A 21,186-nucleotide genomic window follows, 5' to 3' on the forward strand; every position below is an offset into this window, starting at 1 on the left:
TAAGTTGATTTCTTTATTGACAATTTTGTGCTTTATTCATATACTTTGATTATCAAAGTCTTTACTTTGAATATCAAAATATATGTTTACTATTCTATTTAATCTAATACATGGAGTTGATCAAATGAACTTAATTCACTTGCCTTTTGGCAATTTAAAAGCAAAATTTCCTATTATTCAAGGTGGTATGGGTGTAGGTATTTCCTTGCATCAGTTAGCAGGTCATGTGGCAAAAAATGGAGGGATTGGTGTTATTTCTGCTGCTCAAGTAGGTTACCGCGAACCTGACTTTCTAACTAATACCTTAGCAGCTAATCTGCGTAGCTTAAAAGACGAGCTACTAAAAGCTAAAGCTATTGCCCCACAAGGTATTATAGGGGTTAATATCATGGTAGCTTTAAAACATTATGGTGAATATGCTAAAAAAGCTGTGGAAGCTGGCGCTGATCTTATTATTTCTGGTGCAGGTCTCCCTTTAGATTTACCACTTTTCACCAAAGGTAGTGCTACTAAAATAGCCCCTATTGTTTCTTCCGGAAAAGCTGCAAGTGTGATCTGCCGTATGTGGGATAGAAAGCATCAAGTAGCACCTGACTGCATTGTTGTAGAAGGACCTTTAGCTGGTGGACATTTAGGTTTTTCTCATGAAACGATTGCTGAAAATCCTGATGTTCTAGATATTATGAAAGAGGTTAAAGAGGTTGTTAAAGACTATGAAAATAAATACGAAAAAGCTATTCCTGTTATCGTAGCAGGAGGCTTTTACACCGGTGAAGACGTACGCCTAGCTTTAGAGCGCGGTGCAGATGGTGTGCAGATGGGTACACGCTTTGTAACAACGTATGAATGTGATGCTGCATCAGCCTATAAAGAAGCTTATATTAAAGCTGAAAAGGAAGATATTCAAATTATTAAAAGCCCTGTTGGTATGCCTGGTCGTGCTATATTAAATGACTATATCAAAAATACGCCTGGTAATAACGCTTGCTTTTATCATTGTATTGAAAAATGCGGCGTGACTACTATTCCTTATTGTATTTCAAAAGTACTTATAGCTGCGGCCAAGGGAGATATTGAACATGCACTTCTTTTCTGTGGTAGTAACGCTTATAAAGCTACCCACTTAGAAACAGTGGCTGACATTTTTGATGAAATCAAAGGAGCTCTTGAAAAGTAAAAGCCGCAATCATCTTAGTAAAATAAAACGGTCATTTGGCAACCCTCACTGCCAAATGACCGTTTTTTTACTATAGATGGGAGTCTATCTATAGTTCGACATAAAACCTTTAGTCCCTTATTATTATTTACAAAATTGTTTTACTTTAATCAACAACTGCTGTTTTTCTTCTTCAAATTGCTTTTTTCTATTCACATTAGCCCCTGAAGGGTGTGGGAAACCCAGTAGGCATTTATTTCCATCCACTTTGCCCTTAGCAATTAAGCCCTTAATCACTTCTTCTACACATCTGCCTAATGGTATAATAAGTGCTTCTTGCATTACTTCTATTTGTGGGTAGAAATGTGCTTCTACATAGCTCATTAAAAAGTCACTTTTTAATAGCTGCGGGCTATGCCCTGTATAATTTTTACCTTTTACAAACGCTGCAAAAGGAATCATAGATGTGGTATGCAATAAGTCTTCTCTTTCATCAAAAAGTACCTTGGCACTTTCAACTCCCAAGCCATTTGGTAAGTCTAACGCTTCTAGCATTTCACCTACATTTTTTCTAAGTACTCCTGCTAGGCGTCCTTCCTTTTTACACAAATGGACCATTTCCTCTAAAGGCTTATTTTCTTCTATACATGCTCTAGCCGTGCTAATAGACTTACTCATCTGAGTAAAGCCTGGTGTAATACCTATAATAAATACTTTTGCTCTTGGATTCATGTATTCATTGTGCGTGCAATAATAAAGCTCTATCTCTTTTTCGGCTTCTACTAAAAGCTCCGGTATCATCAATTCTTCTCTCGTATAACTTGCTTTTAAGGGAAGCTTATTCATTATTTCATAGTAGTCTTTTATATTAGGTAAATGCTTCATCTCATCTCTACCATCTCTTTCAAAAATTGCTTTTCCCTCAATGCTTAGTTTTATACTTCCGGTGTTAGTTTAACTAATAATATACCTTCATCTGGAATCATTAATCTCAAAATATCTTCAGAAATATCAATTTCTTCTGCGGTTAAAACACAATAAGCACTATATTTCTCTTCTAACGCCAAAGCTGAAAGAGGTATTTCTAATTTGATTTCTTCTTCTGTTTTATTAAAACAACTTAAGTAAGTGCCTGTTTGATCCTCACTAGATAGTACTGTTAATTCTTTAGAATCATAAACCATCTTTGTTGTGTCAGTAATCTCATAAGCTTTTAAAATAAGCTGCTCTTTAATTGAAGGATATTTTCCTCCCTTTTCAAAAATAGCTTCTAGCTCTTCCTTATTAATACGGCCTTCTACTATTGCAAGTGTCTTTGGTAATGTAATATGAATCATATTCTGACCTCCCTTCTAGTCATGTTAAGTTTAGTATTTAAATTAATGATAATACAATTCTTGCTTTAAGTAAACATATGAGCCCTTATTCTAAAAATTCATGTCAAAATATCCCTTATTTAATCGTATAAGGTTAATTATCTACAATTATGCTATAACCTTATTTTTACCCACTAAGACCAATCTATACCTCCTCCTCTTACTTATTTCACTGGCCCCTTGTTTATTTGCTTATCTTGGGATATAATAGAACAAATGTTCGATTTAATTTTAAAGGTAAGGTGAAATCATGGATATTAAAGAAAAATTAGAAATCCTATCTGATGCAGCAAAATATGATGTCTCTTGCTCCTCTTCTGGCTCTAATCGTTCTCCTAAAAAAGGACAACTCGGTTCTACAGAAGCTGCCGGCATTTGCCATAGTTATACCCCTGATGGCCGCTGTATCTCCCTTCTTAAAATTCTATTAACCAATTATTGTATTTACGACTGTGCTTATTGCATTAATAAGCGTTCTAATAATGTACGTAGAGCAGCCTTTACAGTAGAGGAGGTGGTATCTCTTACTATTAATTTTTATAGACGTAATTATATAGAAGGACTTTTTTTAAGCTCCGCTATTATCAAAGATGCTAATCATACTATGGAAATGCTCACTAGCATTGTTAAAAAGCTTCGCACCGAACACCACTTCGGCGGTTATATTCACTTAAAAGCTATTCCTGGCGCTAGTGATGAGTTAATTCACGAGGCCGGCCTTCATGTGGACCGTATGAGTGTTAATATCGAGTTACCTTCTGCCGATTCTTTAAAACTTTTAGCCCCAGACAAGAAAAAAGAAGCTATTTTTAAACCAATGCATGATATACATCAAAATAGCTTAATTCATCTAGAAGAACGTAAAAAGTCTCGCAAAGCTCCTCTTTATGTCCCTGGTGGTCAAAGTACCCAGCTTATTATCGGCGCTACTCCAGATACAGATTATAATATATTAAATCTAAGTGAGAAGCTTTATAATAAATATGGTTTAAAAAGAGTTTACTATTCGGCTTATACACCGGTTAATAAGGGAAAGAACTTACCAGAACTAACCCAGCCACCTACACTTAGAGAACATAGGCTTTATCAAGGAGATTGGTTACTTAGACTTTATGGTTTTAAGGCGACGGAGCTATTAGACGAAGCACATCCTCAATTTGATACTCACCTAGATCCTAAAACCTCTTGGGCCCTTAATCATTTAGAACAGTTTCCTGTAGAGATTAATAGTGCGCCTTATCAAATGCTATTACGAGTTCCTGGTATTGGCATTCGTGGTGCACAAAAAATTATGAGTAGTAGGCGTATTGCACCTCTGCATTATGAAGACTTACGCAAATTGGGGATTGTTCTTAAAAGGGCTCAGTACTTTATTACTTGTAACACTAAATATTATGGCAAGGTGGATATGCAGGAAGATAAGATTAAACGACTATTAATTCCTCAAGATGCTTATTATGATGAAACAGCACCTTATGAGCAGCTCAGTTTATTTAACTTCCAAACACCACCGCCAGATAAAATGATCACATCACCTACCTCAGCTCTTTTACTACCTAAAACAGTCGGTATCAAACAGCATATTTTACTATCTGATACGCCCACAGCTTTAACTGGTGAATTATAATGATTATTTTTAGGAGGTCTTTATGATTGATTATTTATATGATGGCACCTTTGATGGCTTACTAACTGCCATTTTTTATGGTTATGGAGAACGTGAAGAAGTCCATATTTATAAATCTCAGCTTTATGCTCCTTCTTTTTTTACTTCTCCCAAAACTATTGTAACGGAAGCTGAAAAAGCTGATCGGGTTTATACTAGCATTCATGATAAGCTTTCTACTTCTACTTTAGAAAATGTTTATTGTGCCTACTTAAGTGAAGAAGAAGGCGTTGAAACGCTTATCTTAAACTACCTTAAACTCTGCTATCGTTATACAGACAGGATCAATTTAGCCAAAAACAATGACATTATTCGTGCTATGGATCTGGCTGTAAAACACGTCCGCTTTGAAGCCCATCGCTATGTTGGTTTTGTTCGCTTTAAAGAAATACGTCCTATGCTATTTTATGCTCAGATTGAACCTGACCATCATATTTTACCTTTATTAATAGAGCATTTTGAAAAGCGCTTTTCTGATCAATGCTTTATGATTCACGATGTAAAGCGCTCAGAAGTGATTGTTTATAACCAAAAGGAAATCTTTATCCAACAGCTTACGCCTCATGAGGCCGAGGTACTTCTAAGGACACAAATAGATGATCCATTTGAAAAACTCTTTAAAGCTTACTATACTTCTACTACTATTCCTGAGCGTATTAATATCAAAAGACGTAATGCTTATATGCCTAGACGCTATTTTAAACATTTAGTTGAATTACAATAAAAAGAGAGAGGGCATTGCAGATTAATAGTTCCCTCTCTTTCTTATCTTACCCCTTCATGGTCCTTTTAAAGAATATTATCTTTTCCTATGTTATGTGATAAAATCTCTAATGTACTTTGCTTCATTGACTCACCTTTTACTGAGCCACAAAGCTGAGATAATATGATGGGCTTAATATCCCTATCAAATAAATTAAAAGCTGTAGCCATGATGCTACCTTCCATATTGAGTCCAGCAATATACACCTGCTTTAACTCATTTTTCTTTAAAAGCTTTTTGACATCTTCTGTTAAAGCTGTATAAGTAGATTTCATAATCACAATATCTGCTAATTCTCCTATGCCCTCCACTAACTTGGTTTTTGGACTAAGCATGGTCATTTCCTTCATATTTAATTCTGTTTGATATAAAGAATCAACCTTATTGATAAAACGCGTTGCTATAATTAAATCATAGTCGTAATTCTTAACATGTTTTATAATATCTTCTGGAATTTGCTTGGTGTTTTCATTGATAAAACCACCTTGTACATCAATAATTAAAAGTAACTTCATTGTTGTCTCCTCCTCTTATTTCCAAAGTGAACTTGGAATAAAGCCAAATAATACAGGTGCTGAAGAACCATTTGGCAATGTGTATACTATTTCTGCACCTTCGCCTTGTGGAATTTTTCCAATAAGGGCGGCTAACTTTTTAGAACTTAGAATCTCTTCGTCTGGTACGTTAAACACTTTTGTTTTATTCCATTTAACTGCACCTAAATAAGCGCCTCCTCTGGCATTTAAAATAACACCTATATCCTCTGTATTTTTAACTTCAATGGTAATAGGTAAACCATAATTCCCTTGATTTCTAATAGTCTCTCCTGTTAAAGCATCTACGCCTTCTAACCATTCTTCTTTTTCTCTGCCTACCACAAGCTTCGTTGGATCTTTGATGCCACTTACATCTACGACATACTTTCTCTCAATAATATTGAAAGTACCTCTTACATGATTATCTCTTGGTAATACTTGAAGCTTAGAAACATTGCTTAAATCTGACTTTTCATCCATGATCACAACAGTCCAAGTGACTTTACCTGTACTATTAAAATCAAATAAACCAGAAATAATTTCTCCATTTTCCCAAGCTTTCTTCGCCCCGCTATCATAAACACATACAGTCTCACCTGGTTTAAGTACATAATCTTTATTAGCTTTTCCTTTAAAATACTGATTAACTGAGCTTTGCCCTGTTTTTAAAATATTGCTATGAGGTCCTAAGATAGCTTCATTGCTAATGGTCAAAGTAAGGTCCGTTGTTTCTTTCGAAGTCGCTAAAATGACTAGCTTTTTGGGTAATCCAGTTGCATTCTTATGATGAACTGTCATAATCCCTTTGCCACTACTTGTATCTCTATAAAGAATACCACTCGAAGGAACACTTTCTGGTGAGTTACTCATGATTAAGGTCCCTGGTATATCCTGCACTTCTACCTTTAAGGCTTCATCAAAGGTATTGTAATCCTTGTCAATATAGCCTTCTATTAAATCACCCTGTCTGCCCTTATTGAAAAGATAATAACCATTTCTCACTATCTCTTCTTGCCCAATGGTAATATAGCAAGTTTTCTTATTTGACCAATGCCCCCATTCATCCTGCATTTCTAAAGTAATCTCATATTTACCTGGCTTTTTCAAATAATTAGGTTTCCCAGAGGTTAAATAACCATTTGTGGTTAAGTTTCTATATCGCCACCTTTGACTTTTTAAATTAATGTCATTGGGATTATCATACTCATATATGAATTGTATTTTTTCACCTATTGCATATGTACTTTTTTCTGTTGTAAAGGTTTTTAGTATAAATGGCCTTGGTGCTGTGATTTTTACTTTCTTTCCTATAAAGTCACTCCACACACCATTGACATCTTTAACTCTTAAGTAAAGCGTATATTCTCCTTGTTTTATATTATTCATTAAACTTTTGGCATTACTACTTGTTTTTTGTTTACCATCAATAATGATTTTCCATTCCTTTTTAACAATCTTTAGTCCACTAGGACTATAGCTCGATTCAATTACCTCTATAGGTTCACCCTCTTGATAAGTTGTTTTGCCTAAAGCAAATTGAGCGACTGGTTTTTGAATTTCCCCGTAAAGTAATAAGGGAAATAACATACTTATTATAAGTACTATGGTTATTGTTTTAATCTTATTCATAGAATCCTCGTTATCGTATCATTCATAATAGATTTTTATATTTTATGAGATGTCCTCTTTTATTATACACTATATCGGCTAGCTTGTTATATAAATCAACCTAAATCTTCCTTTTTTCTACCTTTACTAAAAATAAAATGAGAATTATATTTGATAGGTTGCATTTAAGAATCATTTAAGGTTACTATGTTATCATAAATAAAATGAAATCATCTATTCTAATATGGATACAGACGAAAGGAGCTTACAGATTATGAATCTATTAGTTATAGAAGATGAGGTCCGCTTAGCAGAAGCCTTAGTTCAGATTTTACAAAAAAACAAATATGCAGCCTTAGCAGCTTATGATGGTATTACTGGCCTTGATCATGCTTTAACAGGTATCTATGATGTCATTATACTAGATATTATGCTCCCTAAATTAAATGGTTTAGAAGTCCTTAAACAACTTAGAGAACAAAAGATTCAAACACCTGTTATTTTACTTACTGCCAAAGATGAAGTATCTGATAGGGTTAAGGGCCTTGACCATGGTGCTGATGATTATCTCACCAAACCCTTTGCTACTGATGAACTTTTAGCACGTATAAGAGCACTCGGTAGAAGACGTGGTGAACTTATTTGTGACGATACGCTTCATTTTGAAGATATTTCATTAAACCTTTCTACTTATGAACTCAGCTGTGGAAGTAAAACCGTTCGTTTAGGACTCAAAGAATTTCGCATCTTAGAGTTTCTTATTCGCCATGGCCAACATATTGTAAGCAAAGAAGAACTACTTGAAAAAATATGGGGCTTTGATTCAGAAGCTGAATATAATCATGTAGAGGTTTATATTTCTTTTCTTCGCAAAAAACTTTCTCATATTCATTCAAAGGTAGGTATTCAAACAGTTCGTGGTGTCGGCTATCGTTTAGGAGGTGAATAAATGCTTAAGAAACTAAAAGCTCGCTTTTTACTCATTACGATGTCGCTTATTGCAGTGGTATTGCTTGTTATTTTTAGCGGCATTTATTTTTTCATGGCACAAAGTGAAAAAAATTCTTCTCTTAATAACATGCGCAATCTAGCAAAAGCTGATCAATTTTCTTTTCGTCATGAACCTCCTATGTTTCAAGATCCTAATTATCGGCCTAAACCTGAAATGCCTCGTTTAGGAGATGATAGCTTTCTTGTACGCATTTCAAGTAGCGATGAAGTCATTCAAATCGTGCCGCCTTTTGAATCTCAAGAGCAACTAGCACAAATTCCTACTTTCGTGGAACTAGCAGAAGCACAAGATACTATGGAAGGTATTATTCTTGTTAACTCAACAGAAGTACGATTTTTAAAACAAATGACAGATACCGGTAAGGTTATTGTTTTCTCTGATCGCAGCCAGGAATTAAACACCTTAAATCGTCTCCTCATGATCTGTTTACTTATTGGCTTTTTAAGCTTTACCCTTCTTTTTGTCATTACGCTTTACTTAGCACAATGGGCCATTAAGCCTGTTGCTAAAGCTTGGGAAAAGCAAAAGCAGTTTGTGGCAGATGCTTCTCATGAGCTCAAAACACCCCTTACTGTCATTGCTACTAATACAGATGTTGTTCTCAGTAATCCTTTTGACTACGTAGAAAATCAAAGTAAATGGCTCCACTACATTAAAACTGAAACAGAACGTATGACTAAACTTGTTAATGACCTACTTTATTTAGCTAAAGTGGATGATGATGAAGCGCTTCTCCATCAATCTGAATTTAATATCAGTGAAGCTTTTACTAATGTTTGCTTACCTTTTGAGTCTATTATCTTTGAATCTAATAAGCATTTTCATATGGATATCACACCTGACCTTCTTGTTTATGGAGATGAAAATCGTTTAAAACAACTAGCCATTATTTTACTGGATAATGCCATTAAGAATGCCAATGAAGCTGGTGATATTTACTTTTCTCTGAGGCGTGATGCTTCGAAAAACAAACTTGTTTTTTCTGTAACTAATACAGGCCCTGGTATTCCTGTAGAACATCACAATAAAATCTTTGAGCGCTTTTACCGTGTAGACCCTTCTAGGGCCCGCGAAACTGGCGGGTATGGACTAGGCTTATCTATTGCTAAATCTATTGTTACCCAACATGCAGGTAGCATTGAAGTACAAAGTACCTTAGAAGGTCCTACTACTTTCTTAGTGATTCTTCCTATGAAGTAAAGCTTTCAAATAAACTGATTCATCATAATAACCCCAAGTAAACAATTGGCACCTTGCTTCTTGTATACTTGGGGTTATTATTTTATTTCATCTTGATAGGTATATCTAATTTAAACGTTGTGCCTTTTTCATAAATAGACTCTACTTTTAATTTGATGCCCATGGTATAAGCTAAAGATTCTAATAAACTTAAGCCGATGCCACTTCCTTCAATGCCTGCTGCCCTTACTTCACCACTTCGATAAAAGCGTTCAAAGATATGAGGGAGTTCTTCTTTTTTTATTCCTATTCCTGTATCGCTTACAACAATCTGAAGACTTTTATCACTTTTAGGTATCACACTTAAATGAATTTCATCTCCAGCCTGAGTATATTTCAAGGCATTTTCAATGAGTATGCTGACACACCTTTTCACCTTTATCTGATCCCAATAAACTTGTATCGGCTGCCCTGTCTCCGTAAAATGTAGTTTCTTTTCTTGCAATTCACCATAATCTTCATAAAAGCTGTAAATCCCCTTCAGAAAGGTGTTTACTTCAAATGTTGATAGCTCCAGTTTACCGCCTACATCTTCCTTTGACATCAAAAATAAATCACTATTTAACTTTTCTAGTCCTCTGAGTTCCTCCATCATCTGTGAGAGCTCTTCGAAATGTGCCTCTATCGTTTCATTGTTATGTCTCGCTAATAACTCAAGTCTTCCTTTCATAATCGCTAGCGGTGTCCTCATTTCATGAGAAGCATGTTGAATAAACATCACTTGTTTATCATAAGCTCTTTTAAGTGGCTTTAAAGTAATAGTTGCTAAATAGTACCCAAGCCCTAGTACAATAAAAATAACAATCCCTCCAGCCATTAACAAAGCTAAACGTAGTTCTTTTGCTTTCATGACTTCTGTATCTACATTTAAAAGTAATTCTACTCTCAAATCTTGCGTAGAAAAGGTAATGCCTCTATAGGTATGTCCATCATCCTTAAGGGTTACTATCTTATCTTGTGAGCCTGCTGGAAACTGTGGGTATGGATTGGAACCTACATAAGGGTGAGGACTCCCTTTTATCAAAACATCTTGTTTCCACACAAAGCTAATGAGATTTTGTGCAAGTGGAACTGGCATAACCACTTCCGTTACCTGATCTTCTTTTAAGATAACCTTTATATCATTGATTGTCATATTTTTATGAGTGAGTAATTGTTGATCTATACTTCGATAAAGATTTCTATCAAAAATGCTGCTAGTGACAATAGCAAAGATTATAAGAACCCCTATAACAATCTCCAGACTTGTTACTACAATTCTTCTTCTCGTTTGACGAAAAATATTCTTTGTTTGCATGGTTCTTATAATCTCCTACTTACTGAACTTATTTTTGTGTATTAATAGATTTATACACATATAGCACTAAATCGGGATTGTAGCTATTAATATAATCTGTTACTTCACCCTCATAGTATCTTGTATCTAACATTCTCGTTTCACTTACCATGGTTGAGAAAAAGGCTGAAAAAGGTAGTGCAAAAGAATCTTTTACAATAAGCACTTTAAAGTCATTTTCTGCATTTTTATTTTTAATAGCCACCTCTGGGAAGTCTCCGCCAAAATAAGAAGCATAACGATTCGTAAATACACTAGTCGCATTGAGTAAATTTTTCTTAATGATAGCTTCTTCAAAGGTTCCTTCTGCTACTGTAGACCCATTTGTTTTAGTAATCTTTACCTCATAGCTCGTATCAAAGTTAGGTGTCATTAAGGTATAGTCATCTAATCCGCCATAGTACTTACCTACTCTTCTTCCTTGTGAACCTAAAAAGTTTTGTTTATAAAAGGTTTCTTCATAATTACTGCTATCTGTATAGTAATGATTTGGATCTAGGTTAATTCCTGTACTTTCTTTTAAATACTGAACAACTTCTCCTACAGCCCAAAAAGCTGTCTGCGTACGCCAGTGGTGATCTGTATTATAAAAAAGTGTACTATAATCTAAGCCTGCTGATTTAACATTTTCCCTTAGGTCTAATACATCCACATCTTTTTCTTCTAGCTGTTCTTTAAAGGTATCCGTATTGATTTCTGCATAGTCTATTACTGACGCAGGAAGCTGTGTATACCCCTCTATCACCTTTAATGGTGTTTGAACATATATAAAAGGTACATTTTTTTCTTTTAATAATTCATTAACTTGTCCTATTTCTTCTGCATAAGGTGTTGTATCTACCTTATTAGTTGCAAATTGTAATTGCCCGTTATTATCTTTAATAACACTTTGTACTAGATTTGTATCTCTAATATAATGTTTCCCTAAAAGGCGCTCAGATAAGCCATATAAGTTAATATAAGCTTCTTTTCCAAAAACTGAATCAGATATACCGGCTTCTATGCCTCCTATGGTGCCTTTTAAAAGTCCCTCTATAGTAGCTTTTTCTGCATAGCCATTTTTCATACCTGATAAAGTTTGTTTCGCAATACTTTTGATATTGGGGCCTATTGTTAAAATGCCCCCTCCAATAAGAGTTACGCAAAATAAGCAAATGCCAACTCTTTGTAATGTCACTTTTTTCATTTTGCTTCCTCCTTAAAAATTAAAGTAAATAAAAGGATTATAGGTTCCTTTTACTAAATACGCTACTGCTACGAAGAAAAGTATACCAAGTACACTCATAGCTAATACACGATTACACTGCTGAATGATTTGGTTTTCTTGTACATAAAGCTTCTTCATCCATTTAGCTACGGGCATTGAAGCAATAACTCCTATAACAAGAAGCATAACGCTTTCACTGATATAAAAGCTTGCTAAATCACCTACTAAAATACCATTTTCCATACCAAACATAGCTTTAATGAAGTTAATAGCTTCTCCAATATTAGCTGCTCTAAATAATACCCAGCTAATGATTACGAGTAATAAGGTATAAAGATGTCCAATAACCTTACTTTTCTCCATCCATTTATCTAAACCTGTAAATTTCTCAATGATTAAAATCACACCGAAATATAAGCCCCATACAATAAAGGTCCAGTTTGCTCCATGCCATATACCTGTTAAAAGCCATACAATCAAAAGATTTCTACCTAGTTTTAACTTACTATTAACACGGCTACCTCCCATAGGGAAATAAACATAATCTCTAAACCAAGTACTTAAAGAGATATGCCATCTTCTCCAGAAGTCTGATACAGATTTCGCTGTATAAGGTAAATTAAAGTTCTCATTAAAGTGGAAACCAAACATTCTTCCTAACCCAATGGCCATATCTGAGTACCCTGAAAAGTCAAAGTAAATTTGTAGCATGTAAGCAATAGCCCCTAGCCAAGCAAAGGCCACACTAATATTACCTGCACCCGTGTTATAAACCTTATCTGCTATCAGTGCAAATTGATTGGCTAGTAAAACCTTCTTACTTAACCCAATAATAAATCTTACAATACCTGATGCAAAATCAGATTCTGTTTCTTTTCTTCCATGAATCTCGTTAGCAATTGTTTCATATCTAACGATTGGTCCTGCAATAAGCTGTGGAAAAAGCGCCACATAAAGTCCTACATCTAGTGGGTTTTTAAGTGCTTTCCCTTTCTCACGGTAAACATCAATCACATAAGAAATACTTTGGAAAGTAAAGAATGAAATACCTATAGGGAGTGCAATTTTAGGTACTGGGAAAGTCGTATGTGCAAGATTATTTAGATTTTCTACAATAAAGCCTGCATATTTAAAAATCCCTAAAATACTCAAGTTAAAAACTAACATTCCTACTAAAATAGGGGTCGTCTTACTTTGCTGCCCGCGGTACTTATCAATAAAATATCCAAATACATAGTTAGCACCTATACAAAGGAGCATGACTAATACAAACTTAGGTTCGCCCCAAGCATAAAAAATCAAACTTGAAATAAGTAATAATAGATTCCTACTGTTTTGCTTTTTGGTTACTCCATAATATAACAAGAGTACAACAGGCAAGAAAACAAATAAGAAAATAGTACTTGAAAATAACATACTCGTCCTCCTTGCTATCATCTATCAACTGTTTTTATTTATATCTGTAGTATATCTGAGTAATCTTAATACTTCCTTAATAGTTATATGTGACAATTTGAATAATTTTTTTAGTAAAAAACCGTTAATTACTCTATATAATTACCAATTACAAATATGGTAAAATAATACTGATTTATCTAGTGACATTTATTTTTTTTAAATAGAATCACTCTCTCCCAAGGACTAAGTGTAATAGCCATTTAGTCCTTTTCGCTTTATAGGGCTTTCACCAGTACATATCTTCTAAGTCCACCGTATTTTAGCTTTTCCTTTTCGATGGTATAACCTAATTTTAAGAAATTAGCTACACTATATTCATTTAAAGGTGATGCTGTAGCACATAAAAGTTCATTTCCTCGTTTGCGTGCTTCTTCTTCTAAAGCGGTACATAGCTTTCTTTGTAAGCCTAACCCTCTATAAGCTTCTGTAACTACTGTCGCTTCTATTTGTCCTACTTTCAGTAATGCTTCAGCTGTTAAATCAATATCATAACCATAATTTCTCTCATCATAACCAAAATTTAAATAGGCTCCCATGGCAATAAGCTGATGATCAGCTGTTACATAACCTAGAATACAGCCTTTTTCTTCTATAGCTTCTTCGAACTCTTCTTGCTTTGACACCGCAAATAGTTCAGGATTTCCTATATGTTTTACAATCTCACTTTGCAAATTCATAATTTGCTTTATGTAGCTTTTATCTAATACTTTTAAAACTAAATCGTTTTCACTTAAATGTGACTTCATTTTGCCCTCCTCTTTTTATACTTCCCCTATATATCATAATGATTTTATGGCTTTTCGTCTATGGTTGTTAAGAAATTGTGATATTCTTTAATATTATTCTCATCTATATCTCACTTAAATCTAATAATTTTATATAATTTCTAACATTATAATATATACATAAAATTCAATAACAAGGAGGTTTATTCAATGAAAAATAAAATTTCTACTTGGGATTACTTGTGGTATGCACTATATGCTTTTGGTGGATTAGGATTAGAAATAGTTTTAATGAGTTTGATCGAACCTATGATGTTCGGTGGCATTAGTACTAGCAATTATACACCAGCACAAACTATTATTCATTGGTTACTCACTATGCTATGTTGGGGCGTAACTGCAACTTTGATCATTCGTAGTTCTAAAAAGAGTTTGGATTTCGACGTATTATCAGATTCAAAACCCACAAGAAATGGACAGGTAATAAGTGCTGTCCTAGTTATTACTTGTATTGTGCTAAACGCCTTTGATTGGGGTATATTAAAAATCATTGGTGAATTTCAGAAAAAGGGACTACTCTTGTTCATATTTCAGTACATGTATTATTTCTTTGAAGTCGTTTTGGTTTATCTGATTGTAGCATTTGGGCAGAAATTCGCTGAATCTTTACTACAAAAGAAAACTCAAATTCCGTGGGGTGGTCTAGTACTGTGCTGCACATGGGGAGCAGTCCACATTCTAAGTAAAGGCAGCATTTATACAGGTATTGGCGTTATGACATTTGCCCTATTATATGGCGTAATATACCTGTTGCTTAAACGTAACTCAAAATGGTCTTATTTAGCAATGGTAATTGCATTTACCATTTAAAAATGAAAGCACGTATTAAGCAGTGCATGACCTACCGATATGCTTTTTCCTTAAAATAAAGCTGACAGCCATACAAAGAGAAATTTGCCTTGATATTTATGAGAATTACATCTGAGAGAAAATAAATATAAACATTATAAACGTTCAAGACCCTAATCGAGGCGTGCAAAAAAATAATAACAATGCGTCATTTTTTATTAGGGATTCGGCTTCTTGAATATATATACATAAGTGTAAAAACAAACAAATAAATAAACAAAGTTTTAAACTAGAGTCTTAAGGTCTTAGCTTCCTAGCCTAGGGTGCACCGGCCGAGACTTTTAGGAGCTCCTCACTCATTGGTTTAACTTTCATAGCTAGTCTTAGTAGGCACTAAGCAATAACGCATACGTGCTGAGGAGCCATTTTGCGCCTTGCTTAAGGTCTATTTAGCTAGCTGTGAAAATTCATTTCAAGAGTCTGGAGTCAAAAATAGCTCTTCAAGTAGTGATACTGCTTGAAGAGCTATTTTTGTTGTCTTTAACTACTATCAATAAAATAACTAAGCTTTGTTTTTTTGGAAGATACATCAAGCCAGTAGCTTTATGCATGACTGTTGATCTCTCTTTTCTGCTCCTCTCGTTTAGGAGCATGAACGTTTATGAGCTTAATAACGCTTGTAAGAAATGAGAGGATAAGGTAGTCCTTATCCTCTCATTTCCGCCCAGTGGCATGCCTCATAAACGTTACTCCTCCTGCTGTTTTTTATCTCTATAAACTTTTAGCTTCTCATTGAGCCTGTCAGTTGTTTTTCTATCATTAAGGTACACAATTGTGCAAACAAAAACATATACCGCTACTATAATCAAACTAAACGTTATGATTTGCTTGATATCCTTTCCTTCAACCCATTCAAAACTAAGGCCTCCTACCATTAAAATAATGAATACGACTATAAAATGTACGCCTTGCCTAAATATCATTTGTTTCTTCGTTAACTCCTTAGCAGAATGAAAAATAATATTCATGCATGCAGTTAGGAATGAAAGGACTAATATTTGCCATAAAATGCTTTGAGATATATCTCCCTCGTTATAAAAAAATGCTGTGAACAAAGTTGCTCCACCTACAGTACCAGTGGTGATAATAAAAAATTGATTCATAATCCGTCTTATTTCTTCCTTCATAAGCTCCCCCTATAACCCTAATTTCCTTTTTAGTTCTGGTACAAACTGCCTAGAGATAATAACCTTTTCGTCATTATCTAATAAAGCTTCAAACCTTCCATTAAAAGCAGGACTTAAATGCTTAATCTTAGTTAAATTTAAAATAATTGATTTAGAAGCTCTAAAAAAGTCTGTATGTGCATACATATTTTCAATCTCATAAAGCTTTAGTTTAGATTCATAGACCTTTTCCTTACAGTAAATAAATATTTTATTATCAACTGCTTCAAAATAATAAATCTCGTTAGGAATAATCATATGAATGATCCCTTTATCAAAACCTACTATTTTTTGATGTTGCATTTTAATGCCATAAATGGTCTGTAACAAAGCTTCATCTAATTCATGACATCTAATAATAATGGTTTCCTCTTCTCCCTCTACTACATCCTCAATAATAATTTTCATACCTTTCCCCTTTATTCATTATCGATCGGAAATTCTTCTTTTTTTAGCAATCACTCCTGCTAATATTGTGAATATTATAGCACTTCCTAATAAAATAAGTAAACTCATACCATTACTCATTTGTGTATCTCCCCAAGTTATACTAACGCCCATATATTCTTTATAAAGTGAAATAGCTTCTGTAGGGGCTCCTTCAAATACAGTATTGATAGCTGGGGCAGTATAAAGTTCTCTCATCATAGCAGTGCCATATAAAATAGGAAAGCCCTTTAGTACACTTTGCACACTCTCTGGCAGACTTCCCATAGGCAAGTAAATAGCTGAGACAAAACCTATTAAAGTTCCTAAAGTTGTTGTTAAAGCCCCATAACTATTCATCGTATGAACAAAAGATGTGATGCAAAATAACATAGCCACACTAGAAACAATGTTGACTAACATCACTCCCATAACTGCTAACATCCTCAAAGGGCTTAATAGGCTTCCTCCTACTCCTAAAATATAAAACTGAGAGAATATAAAGGTGGCTATTCCAAAAGCAAAGGCTGTAATAGTGGCTGCAATAATATAACTTAATACTAATTTAAAACGACTAATAGGGGCTACTAAAAAACCTTGCAATTTATGGTCTTCTTCATCTTTTATCATAATGCCTAGCATAGTGCAGCTGATCATAACAGCATTAACAATCATAATTCCTGCCATTAACCAACTATTAGTTACATAGAGTGCTTTGGCTTTTTCTATATTGGCGAACTCTTGAAGATATTTAATATTCACATCTCCTAAAAAAACGGTATTTAATGCTAAAATAATAAGCATGGATAAAAAAGAGAAAAAAACATTCTGCTTGTCTTTTAAATACATTAACATATGACGTTTCACTAATACACCTAATATTTTCACTTCTATGCCTCCCTCAAACATTTTCCTGTAATATTCAAAAATGCATCTTCCATAGTGCCTTGAACCATTTCAAAGCTTGTAATAAACTGTTTCAAATCCTGGAGTACTTCTATAGCACTTAAGCTATTAGGTAATTCTACATTGATACTTGCTCCTTCTTCTTCAAAAGCAAAATGACCTGCCTTTAAGTAGTTAAGTATCTCTGTTTTGTGATTGGGTACTAATTTCAACTGGTCACTAGCATACTTTTCTTTAAGCTGCTGTGGTGTATCAAAAGCTACTATTTTACCGGCATCCATGACTGCTACATGATGAGCTCTTACAGCTTCCTCCATATAATGAGTCGTTAAAAAGACTGTCATTCCCCTTGTTTTCTGTAAGTCCTCAATAAGCTCCCATACAACCTTTCTTGTATGAGGATCAAGTCCCGTAGTTGGTTCATCTAAAAACAAAATATCCGGTTCATTCAATAAAGCTCTTGCAATTTCACAACGTCTCTTTTGTCCTCCCGAAAGTTCTTTAAAGCTTTTATTTAACAGTTCACCAATATCAAAAATATCACATACCTTATTAATATTAGCTTTAACCTTTTCACCATTGCTTTCATACAAATAAGCTCTTGTATATAAGTTTTGACGGATTGTTAAGCGTTCATCTAAAGTATTTCCTTGAAAGACAACTCCTATTTTATGTCTAATACGCTTATCTTCCCTTCCTAAACTTAACCCACTAATATAAACATCTCCCGATGTTTTTTTTAAAAGCGTACAAAGCATATTAATCGTAGTAGATTTTCCAGCTCCATTAATACCAAGAAATCCAAAGAGTTCCCCTTGTTCTACTTTAAAACTAATATCATCTACAGCATTAACCTCTCCAAACTGTTTAACTAAATGATTCACTTCTATACAGTACATCTTATTTCCCCTTCCCTTTTATGATCTTTATACTATGACTATAGGTAATAGTAGCTCATTCAGCAATAACTTACCCATTAAGTTACTTTTTCGACCTATTAAGTTGAAGTTTTTGGGGTATGAAATGCACGCTCCATCTAAAAAAGCATCACAGGCTTGTAGCACTGTGACGCTTACATTGGTATTTTAAATTTGGCTCATATCATTGATTTAAATAGCTATTGCTTATTCCCTAGCCAACATTCTACTACTTGCTATTAATGAGTTAGGTATAGATATAACAGTTTAATGGTATTTTCTAGGGCTGTATAATGGGTACGCTCCATCCCATGAGATGCATGCACACCAGGTCCAATTAATGCACCTCTTATATTATTGCCACCACGAAGGGCAGCACCTACATCAGAACCATACATAGGATAAATATCTACTACATACTTTAAGTTGTTTGCTTTAGCTAGTTCTACTAATTTTGTAGTCATTTCATAGTCGTAGGGTCCACCTGAATCCTTTGCACAAATAGAAACATCATATTCACTACAATTCAAGTCTTCACCTATACATCCCATATCCACTGCTATCATTTCTGTAATATCTTCTGGAATATAACTAGAACCATGTCCTACTTCTTCATAAACTGAAATAAAAATTTTAGTTGTAAAGTGTGGCTGTATATTTTCTCGGTGTAAAAGCTCTAATAGTCCCATGAGCGCTGCTACACTTCCTTTATCATCTATAAAACGTGATTTGATAAAGCCACTTTCTGTAATAACTGTTTTAGGTTCAATAAAAACAAAATCCCCTGACTCAATACCTAAGGCTAATACATCTTCCTTTGTACGAACTACTTCATCAATACGGATTTCCATTTTTTCTGGTGTACGTTCTTTACTTTTGCTATCTTCATAAACATGAGCAGCTGGACTTGTGCTTAAAAAGGTCCCTGTGTAAACTTTCCCTTCTCTAGTACGTATCTGACAGTATTCACTATCTAAAGTAGCAGGAATAGGTCCACCAATTAAAGTAAACTTTAAAGTGCCAGCACTAGTAATCGAACGTACCATGGCCCCTAAAGTATCTACATGAGCAGATAAGCCAATCACTTGTTCTTTACTTTTCCCTGGAATGGTAATAATACCACAACCTTTTCTGGTTGTTTCAAAGGCATAATCAAACGCTTTTGCTTTTTGCTTAATAAGATCTATTACTTCATAACAAAAGCCGCTAGGACTATGCAGTGCTAATATTTCCTTAGCTGTATTTAAGACGTAGTCTTTGTTAATGTCTAAATTCATGTCTCACTCACCCTTTCTTTCCTCTATAGTATACAACTATTTTAGGATGAATACACCTAACATTGATCCATAACCAGACAATTAGTAGCTTTATTAAGTTCCATATATCTTACGCCATATGGCAAGGCATTTACCATTAAGTCGGTCGTTACTTTATAGCCCCTCTCCTTATAAAAAGTTTCAAATTCCTTACAATCTTTAATAAAACAAATTTCTATACGCTTCACACCTCGAGCATATAACGCATTTTCAGCATGTTTCAATAGGAGTGAGCCCCCTCCCTTATTACAAAATGTAGGTAACACTGCCAGACGACTAATATACCCTTTTTCTTTATTATTCCTATCTATCCAGTAGCGTATGGTTCCTATCGCTTGCTTTTCCTCATAAAGCAAACAAACTTTGAAGCCCTTTGAAAGTGCTTCTTCTATATCCGTTTTACTTTCAAACCCTGCATAACTAGGATAATTCTCCTTTGTTATGTCAAGCAATCTAGCTTGTTCTTTATAGGCTTCCCTAATAATCTCAGCTACAAGCCCTACTTGTTCTCTTTGTATTTGTTTTATTACAAACATCAAGGTCCCCTCTCCTATCAGTTGATTTTATATTTTCCCAAAACTTTGTAAACTTTTACAATAAATATACAATATTCAAATTAATTTTTCAACCCTAAATACAATATTGACAAAATAAGCCGCTTAAGGTTAACATAATTCTATTGATAATGATTTAAATTAAACTAGATTGAAAAGGATTATTTTTATGCAATTACCTGATTTACCCAAGATTGGTTTACGTACAACTAAAACGGCATTAGCTGTTTTTTTATGCTTATCACTTTTTCCAGCTGAGCCTTTTTTTGCTTGTATGACTACTATTTTCTGCTTGCAAGATACTTCTAGCAACTCTCGCAAGATGGCTTTTATTCGTGGTTTTGGTACAATACTTGGAGGTGCTATAGGTCTATGTTTTCTTTATGTATGCCGCTTTGTTAAACAAACGATTCCCATATCCTACTTAGGTACTTTATGTACTTACCTTATTATTGCATTAGGTATTATCACCATCATTTATCTTCTTAACCTACTTAAACGACAAGGATGCATCCCTATTGCTTGTATTGTGTTTTTAGCTGTAACAACAGCCAATGCCTATAAGGCACCTGTTCACTATACTTTAAACCGTATTATTGAAACTTTATTTGGCATTATAATTGGTTTATTAGTTAATCATTTTGTCACTCCCCCAAAAGATTTTCATAAAAAGGTAGGCTAGTGTTTATATTTAGCAGTGAAACAAATACTTTTTCTATCTTGCAAAAATGACTTCACGTAAAAATAAGTTAGCTTGTTAAATAACCAATGTCATTAAGTTAACATTGTGATAGAAACGCATCCCTAGGAAAAGAAGTTGAAGATTTATTTCTTCAGCTTCTTTTTCTATTTCCAGGTACCACAAATAGACAGATTTGCATCTGCCTCAAAATTTATATTCTTTTACAAA

21 protein-coding genes are annotated in these 21,186 nt (G+C 34.2%); 7 read left to right on the top strand and 14 right to left on the bottom strand.

What is annotated here, in order from left to right:
- Positions 1-124 precede the first annotated feature (124 nt).
- Entirely contained in the window at positions 125-1,177 is a 1,053-nt protein-coding gene (locus tag CLOLE_RS15295) for an NAD(P)H-dependent flavin oxidoreductase (RefSeq protein ID WP_013658032.1), read from the top strand.
- Positions 1,178-1,300: 123 nt separating this feature from the next.
- On the opposite strand, the gene CLOLE_RS15300 is transcribed toward CLOLE_RS15295, so the two are convergent.
- On the bottom strand, positions 1,301-2,041 hold the full coding sequence (locus CLOLE_RS15300) for a uracil-DNA glycosylase family protein (RefSeq protein ID WP_013658033.1): 741 nt from the start codon (positions 2,039-2,041) through the stop codon (positions 1,301-1,303).
- Between the two features lie 50 nt (positions 2,042-2,091).
- Entirely contained in the window at positions 2,092-2,493 is a 402-nt protein-coding gene (locus tag CLOLE_RS15305; protein ID WP_013658034.1) for a hypothetical protein, read from the bottom strand.
- A 289-nt stretch (positions 2,494-2,782) separates the two neighbouring features.
- Between CLOLE_RS15305 and CLOLE_RS15310 the strand changes: the two genes are divergently transcribed.
- Positions 2,783-4,159: a putative DNA modification/repair radical SAM protein gene (locus tag CLOLE_RS15310; RefSeq protein WP_013658035.1), complete on the top strand. Its 1,377-nt coding sequence runs from the start codon at positions 2,783-2,785 to the stop codon at positions 4,157-4,159.
- A gap of 22 nt (positions 4,160-4,181) precedes the next feature.
- Positions 4,182-4,922: a TIGR03915 family putative DNA repair protein gene (locus CLOLE_RS15315; protein ID WP_013658036.1), complete on the top strand. Its 741-nt coding sequence runs from the start codon at positions 4,182-4,184 to the stop codon at positions 4,920-4,922.
- Between the two features lie 65 nt (positions 4,923-4,987).
- Here the strand turns inward: CLOLE_RS15315 and CLOLE_RS15320 are convergent, their stop codons facing one another.
- Positions 4,988-5,476: an isochorismatase family protein gene (locus tag CLOLE_RS15320; protein WP_013658037.1), complete on the bottom strand. Its 489-nt coding sequence runs from the start codon at positions 5,474-5,476 to the stop codon at positions 4,988-4,990.
- Positions 5,477-5,491: 15 nt separating this feature from the next.
- Positions 5,492-7,126, bottom strand: a complete 1,635-nt coding sequence (locus tag CLOLE_RS15325; RefSeq protein ID WP_013658038.1) for a Two component regulator three Y domain-containing protein — start codon at positions 7,124-7,126, stop codon at positions 5,492-5,494.
- Positions 7,127-7,379: 253 nt separating this feature from the next.
- Between CLOLE_RS15325 and CLOLE_RS15330 the strand changes: the two genes are divergently transcribed.
- Both CLOLE_RS15330 and CLOLE_RS15335 read left to right on the top strand, forming a co-directional pair.
- Positions 7,380-8,054: a response regulator transcription factor gene (locus CLOLE_RS15330; protein ID WP_013658039.1), complete on the top strand. Its 675-nt coding sequence runs from the start codon at positions 7,380-7,382 to the stop codon at positions 8,052-8,054.
- A complete protein-coding gene (locus tag CLOLE_RS15335) occupies positions 8,055-9,317 on the top strand; it encodes a sensor histidine kinase (RefSeq protein ID WP_013658040.1) in 1,263 nt (420 codons plus the stop codon). It begins immediately after the preceding gene.
- Positions 9,318-9,399: 82 nt separating this feature from the next.
- Here CLOLE_RS15335 and CLOLE_RS15340 read toward each other — a convergent pair whose 3' ends face one another.
- The 4 genes from CLOLE_RS15340 to CLOLE_RS15355 form a co-directional block, all read right to left on the bottom strand.
- Positions 9,400-10,653, bottom strand: coding sequence for a sensor histidine kinase (locus CLOLE_RS15340; protein ID WP_013658041.1), 1,254 nt, complete (start codon positions 10,651-10,653; stop codon positions 9,400-9,402).
- A 28-nt stretch (positions 10,654-10,681) separates the two neighbouring features.
- Positions 10,682-11,878 (bottom strand): alginate O-acetyltransferase AlgX-related protein, encoded by a 1,197-nt coding sequence (locus CLOLE_RS15345; RefSeq protein ID WP_013658042.1) that lies wholly within the window; start codon positions 11,876-11,878, stop codon positions 10,682-10,684.
- Between the two features lie 12 nt (positions 11,879-11,890).
- Positions 11,891-13,315, bottom strand: a complete 1,425-nt coding sequence (locus CLOLE_RS15350; protein WP_013658043.1) for an MBOAT family O-acyltransferase — start codon at positions 13,313-13,315, stop codon at positions 11,891-11,893.
- A gap of 257 nt (positions 13,316-13,572) precedes the next feature.
- Complete coding sequence (locus tag CLOLE_RS15355; protein WP_013658044.1) at positions 13,573-14,103, bottom strand: GNAT family N-acetyltransferase; 531 nt, start codon at positions 14,101-14,103, stop codon at positions 13,573-13,575.
- A 189-nt stretch (positions 14,104-14,292) separates the two neighbouring features.
- Here CLOLE_RS15355 and CLOLE_RS22000 point away from each other — a divergent pair, with 189 nt between their 5' ends.
- Positions 14,293-14,952: a hypothetical protein gene (locus tag CLOLE_RS22000; RefSeq protein WP_013658045.1), complete on the top strand. Its 660-nt coding sequence runs from the start codon at positions 14,293-14,295 to the stop codon at positions 14,950-14,952.
- Positions 14,953-15,677: 725 nt separating this feature from the next.
- On the opposite strand, the gene CLOLE_RS15365 is transcribed toward CLOLE_RS22000, so the two are convergent.
- The 6 genes from CLOLE_RS15365 to CLOLE_RS15390 form a co-directional block, all read right to left on the bottom strand.
- Positions 15,678-16,118 (bottom strand): DUF3021 domain-containing protein, encoded by a 441-nt coding sequence (locus CLOLE_RS15365; protein ID WP_013658046.1) that lies wholly within the window; start codon positions 16,116-16,118, stop codon positions 15,678-15,680.
- A gap of 9 nt (positions 16,119-16,127) precedes the next feature.
- Entirely contained in the window at positions 16,128-16,565 is a 438-nt protein-coding gene (locus CLOLE_RS15370; protein WP_013658047.1) for a LytTR family DNA-binding domain-containing protein, read from the bottom strand.
- 18 nt (positions 16,566-16,583) lie between these two features.
- The gene (locus tag CLOLE_RS15375; protein WP_013658048.1) at positions 16,584-17,471 is read right to left on the bottom strand and encodes an ABC transporter permease; all 888 of its coding nucleotides are present in this window, start codon (positions 17,469-17,471) and stop codon (positions 16,584-16,586) included.
- 2 nt (positions 17,472-17,473) lie between these two features.
- Positions 17,474-18,388, bottom strand: coding sequence for an ABC transporter ATP-binding protein (locus tag CLOLE_RS15380; RefSeq protein ID WP_013658049.1), 915 nt, complete (start codon positions 18,386-18,388; stop codon positions 17,474-17,476).
- Between the two features lie 257 nt (positions 18,389-18,645).
- Positions 18,646-19,683 carry a M42 family metallopeptidase gene (locus CLOLE_RS15385; protein WP_013658050.1) on the bottom strand — a complete coding sequence of 346 codons (1,038 nt, stop codon included), beginning with the start codon at positions 19,681-19,683 and terminating at the stop codon, positions 18,646-18,648.
- Between the two features lie 56 nt (positions 19,684-19,739).
- A complete protein-coding gene (locus tag CLOLE_RS15390) occupies positions 19,740-20,258 on the bottom strand; it encodes a GNAT family N-acetyltransferase (protein ID WP_013658051.1) in 519 nt (172 codons plus the stop codon).
- Between the two features lie 187 nt (positions 20,259-20,445).
- On the opposite strand from CLOLE_RS15390, the gene CLOLE_RS15395 reads away from it, so the two are divergent.
- Positions 20,446-20,958 carry an FUSC family protein gene (locus CLOLE_RS15395; RefSeq protein WP_013658052.1) on the top strand — a complete coding sequence of 171 codons (513 nt, stop codon included), beginning with the start codon at positions 20,446-20,448 and terminating at the stop codon, positions 20,956-20,958.
- Positions 20,959-21,186: the final 228 nt, after the last annotated feature.

It is taken from the genome of Cellulosilyticum lentocellum DSM 5427 (assembly GCF_000178835.2).
Classification (GTDB): domain Bacteria; phylum Bacillota; class Clostridia; order Lachnospirales; family Cellulosilyticaceae; genus Cellulosilyticum; species Cellulosilyticum lentocellum.

Coding starts and splice junctions, on each gene's coding strand:
- CLOLE_RS15295 (WP_013658032.1), top strand. CDS start 125: ATGAACTTAATTCACTTGCCTTTTGGCAATTTAAAAGCAAAATTTCCT.
- CLOLE_RS15300 (WP_013658033.1), bottom strand. CDS start 2,041: ATGAAGCATTTACCTAATATAAAAGACTACTATGAAATAATGAATAAG.
- CLOLE_RS15305 (WP_013658034.1), bottom strand. CDS start 2,493: ATGATTCATATTACATTACCAAAGACACTTGCAATAGTAGAAGGCCGT.
- CLOLE_RS15310 (WP_013658035.1), top strand. CDS start 2,783: ATGGATATTAAAGAAAAATTAGAAATCCTATCTGATGCAGCAAAATAT.
- CLOLE_RS15315 (WP_013658036.1), top strand. CDS start 4,182: ATGATTGATTATTTATATGATGGCACCTTTGATGGCTTACTAACTGCC.
- CLOLE_RS15320 (WP_013658037.1), bottom strand. CDS start 5,476: ATGAAGTTACTTTTAATTATTGATGTACAAGGTGGTTTTATCAATGAA.
- CLOLE_RS15325 (WP_013658038.1), bottom strand. CDS start 7,126: ATGAATAAGATTAAAACAATAACCATAGTACTTATAATAAGTATGTTA.
- CLOLE_RS15330 (WP_013658039.1), top strand. CDS start 7,380: ATGAATCTATTAGTTATAGAAGATGAGGTCCGCTTAGCAGAAGCCTTA.
- CLOLE_RS15335 (WP_013658040.1), top strand. CDS start 8,055: ATGCTTAAGAAACTAAAAGCTCGCTTTTTACTCATTACGATGTCGCTT.
- CLOLE_RS15340 (WP_013658041.1), bottom strand. CDS start 10,653: ATGCAAACAAAGAATATTTTTCGTCAAACGAGAAGAAGAATTGTAGTA.
- CLOLE_RS15345 (WP_013658042.1), bottom strand. CDS start 11,878: ATGAAAAAAGTGACATTACAAAGAGTTGGCATTTGCTTATTTTGCGTA.
- CLOLE_RS15350 (WP_013658043.1), bottom strand. CDS start 13,315: ATGTTATTTTCAAGTACTATTTTCTTATTTGTTTTCTTGCCTGTTGTA.
- CLOLE_RS15355 (WP_013658044.1), bottom strand. CDS start 14,103: ATGAAGTCACATTTAAGTGAAAACGATTTAGTTTTAAAAGTATTAGAT.
- CLOLE_RS22000 (WP_013658045.1), top strand. CDS start 14,293: ATGAAAAATAAAATTTCTACTTGGGATTACTTGTGGTATGCACTATAT.
- CLOLE_RS15365 (WP_013658046.1), bottom strand. CDS start 16,118: ATGAAGGAAGAAATAAGACGGATTATGAATCAATTTTTTATTATCACC.
- CLOLE_RS15370 (WP_013658047.1), bottom strand. CDS start 16,565: ATGAAAATTATTATTGAGGATGTAGTAGAGGGAGAAGAGGAAACCATT.
- CLOLE_RS15380 (WP_013658049.1), bottom strand. CDS start 18,388: ATGTACTGTATAGAAGTGAATCATTTAGTTAAACAGTTTGGAGAGGTT.
- CLOLE_RS15385 (WP_013658050.1), bottom strand. CDS start 19,683: ATGAATTTAGACATTAACAAAGACTACGTCTTAAATACAGCTAAGGAA.
- CLOLE_RS15390 (WP_013658051.1), bottom strand. CDS start 20,258: ATGTTTGTAATAAAACAAATACAAAGAGAACAAGTAGGGCTTGTAGCT.
- CLOLE_RS15395 (WP_013658052.1), top strand. CDS start 20,446: ATGCAATTACCTGATTTACCCAAGATTGGTTTACGTACAACTAAAACG.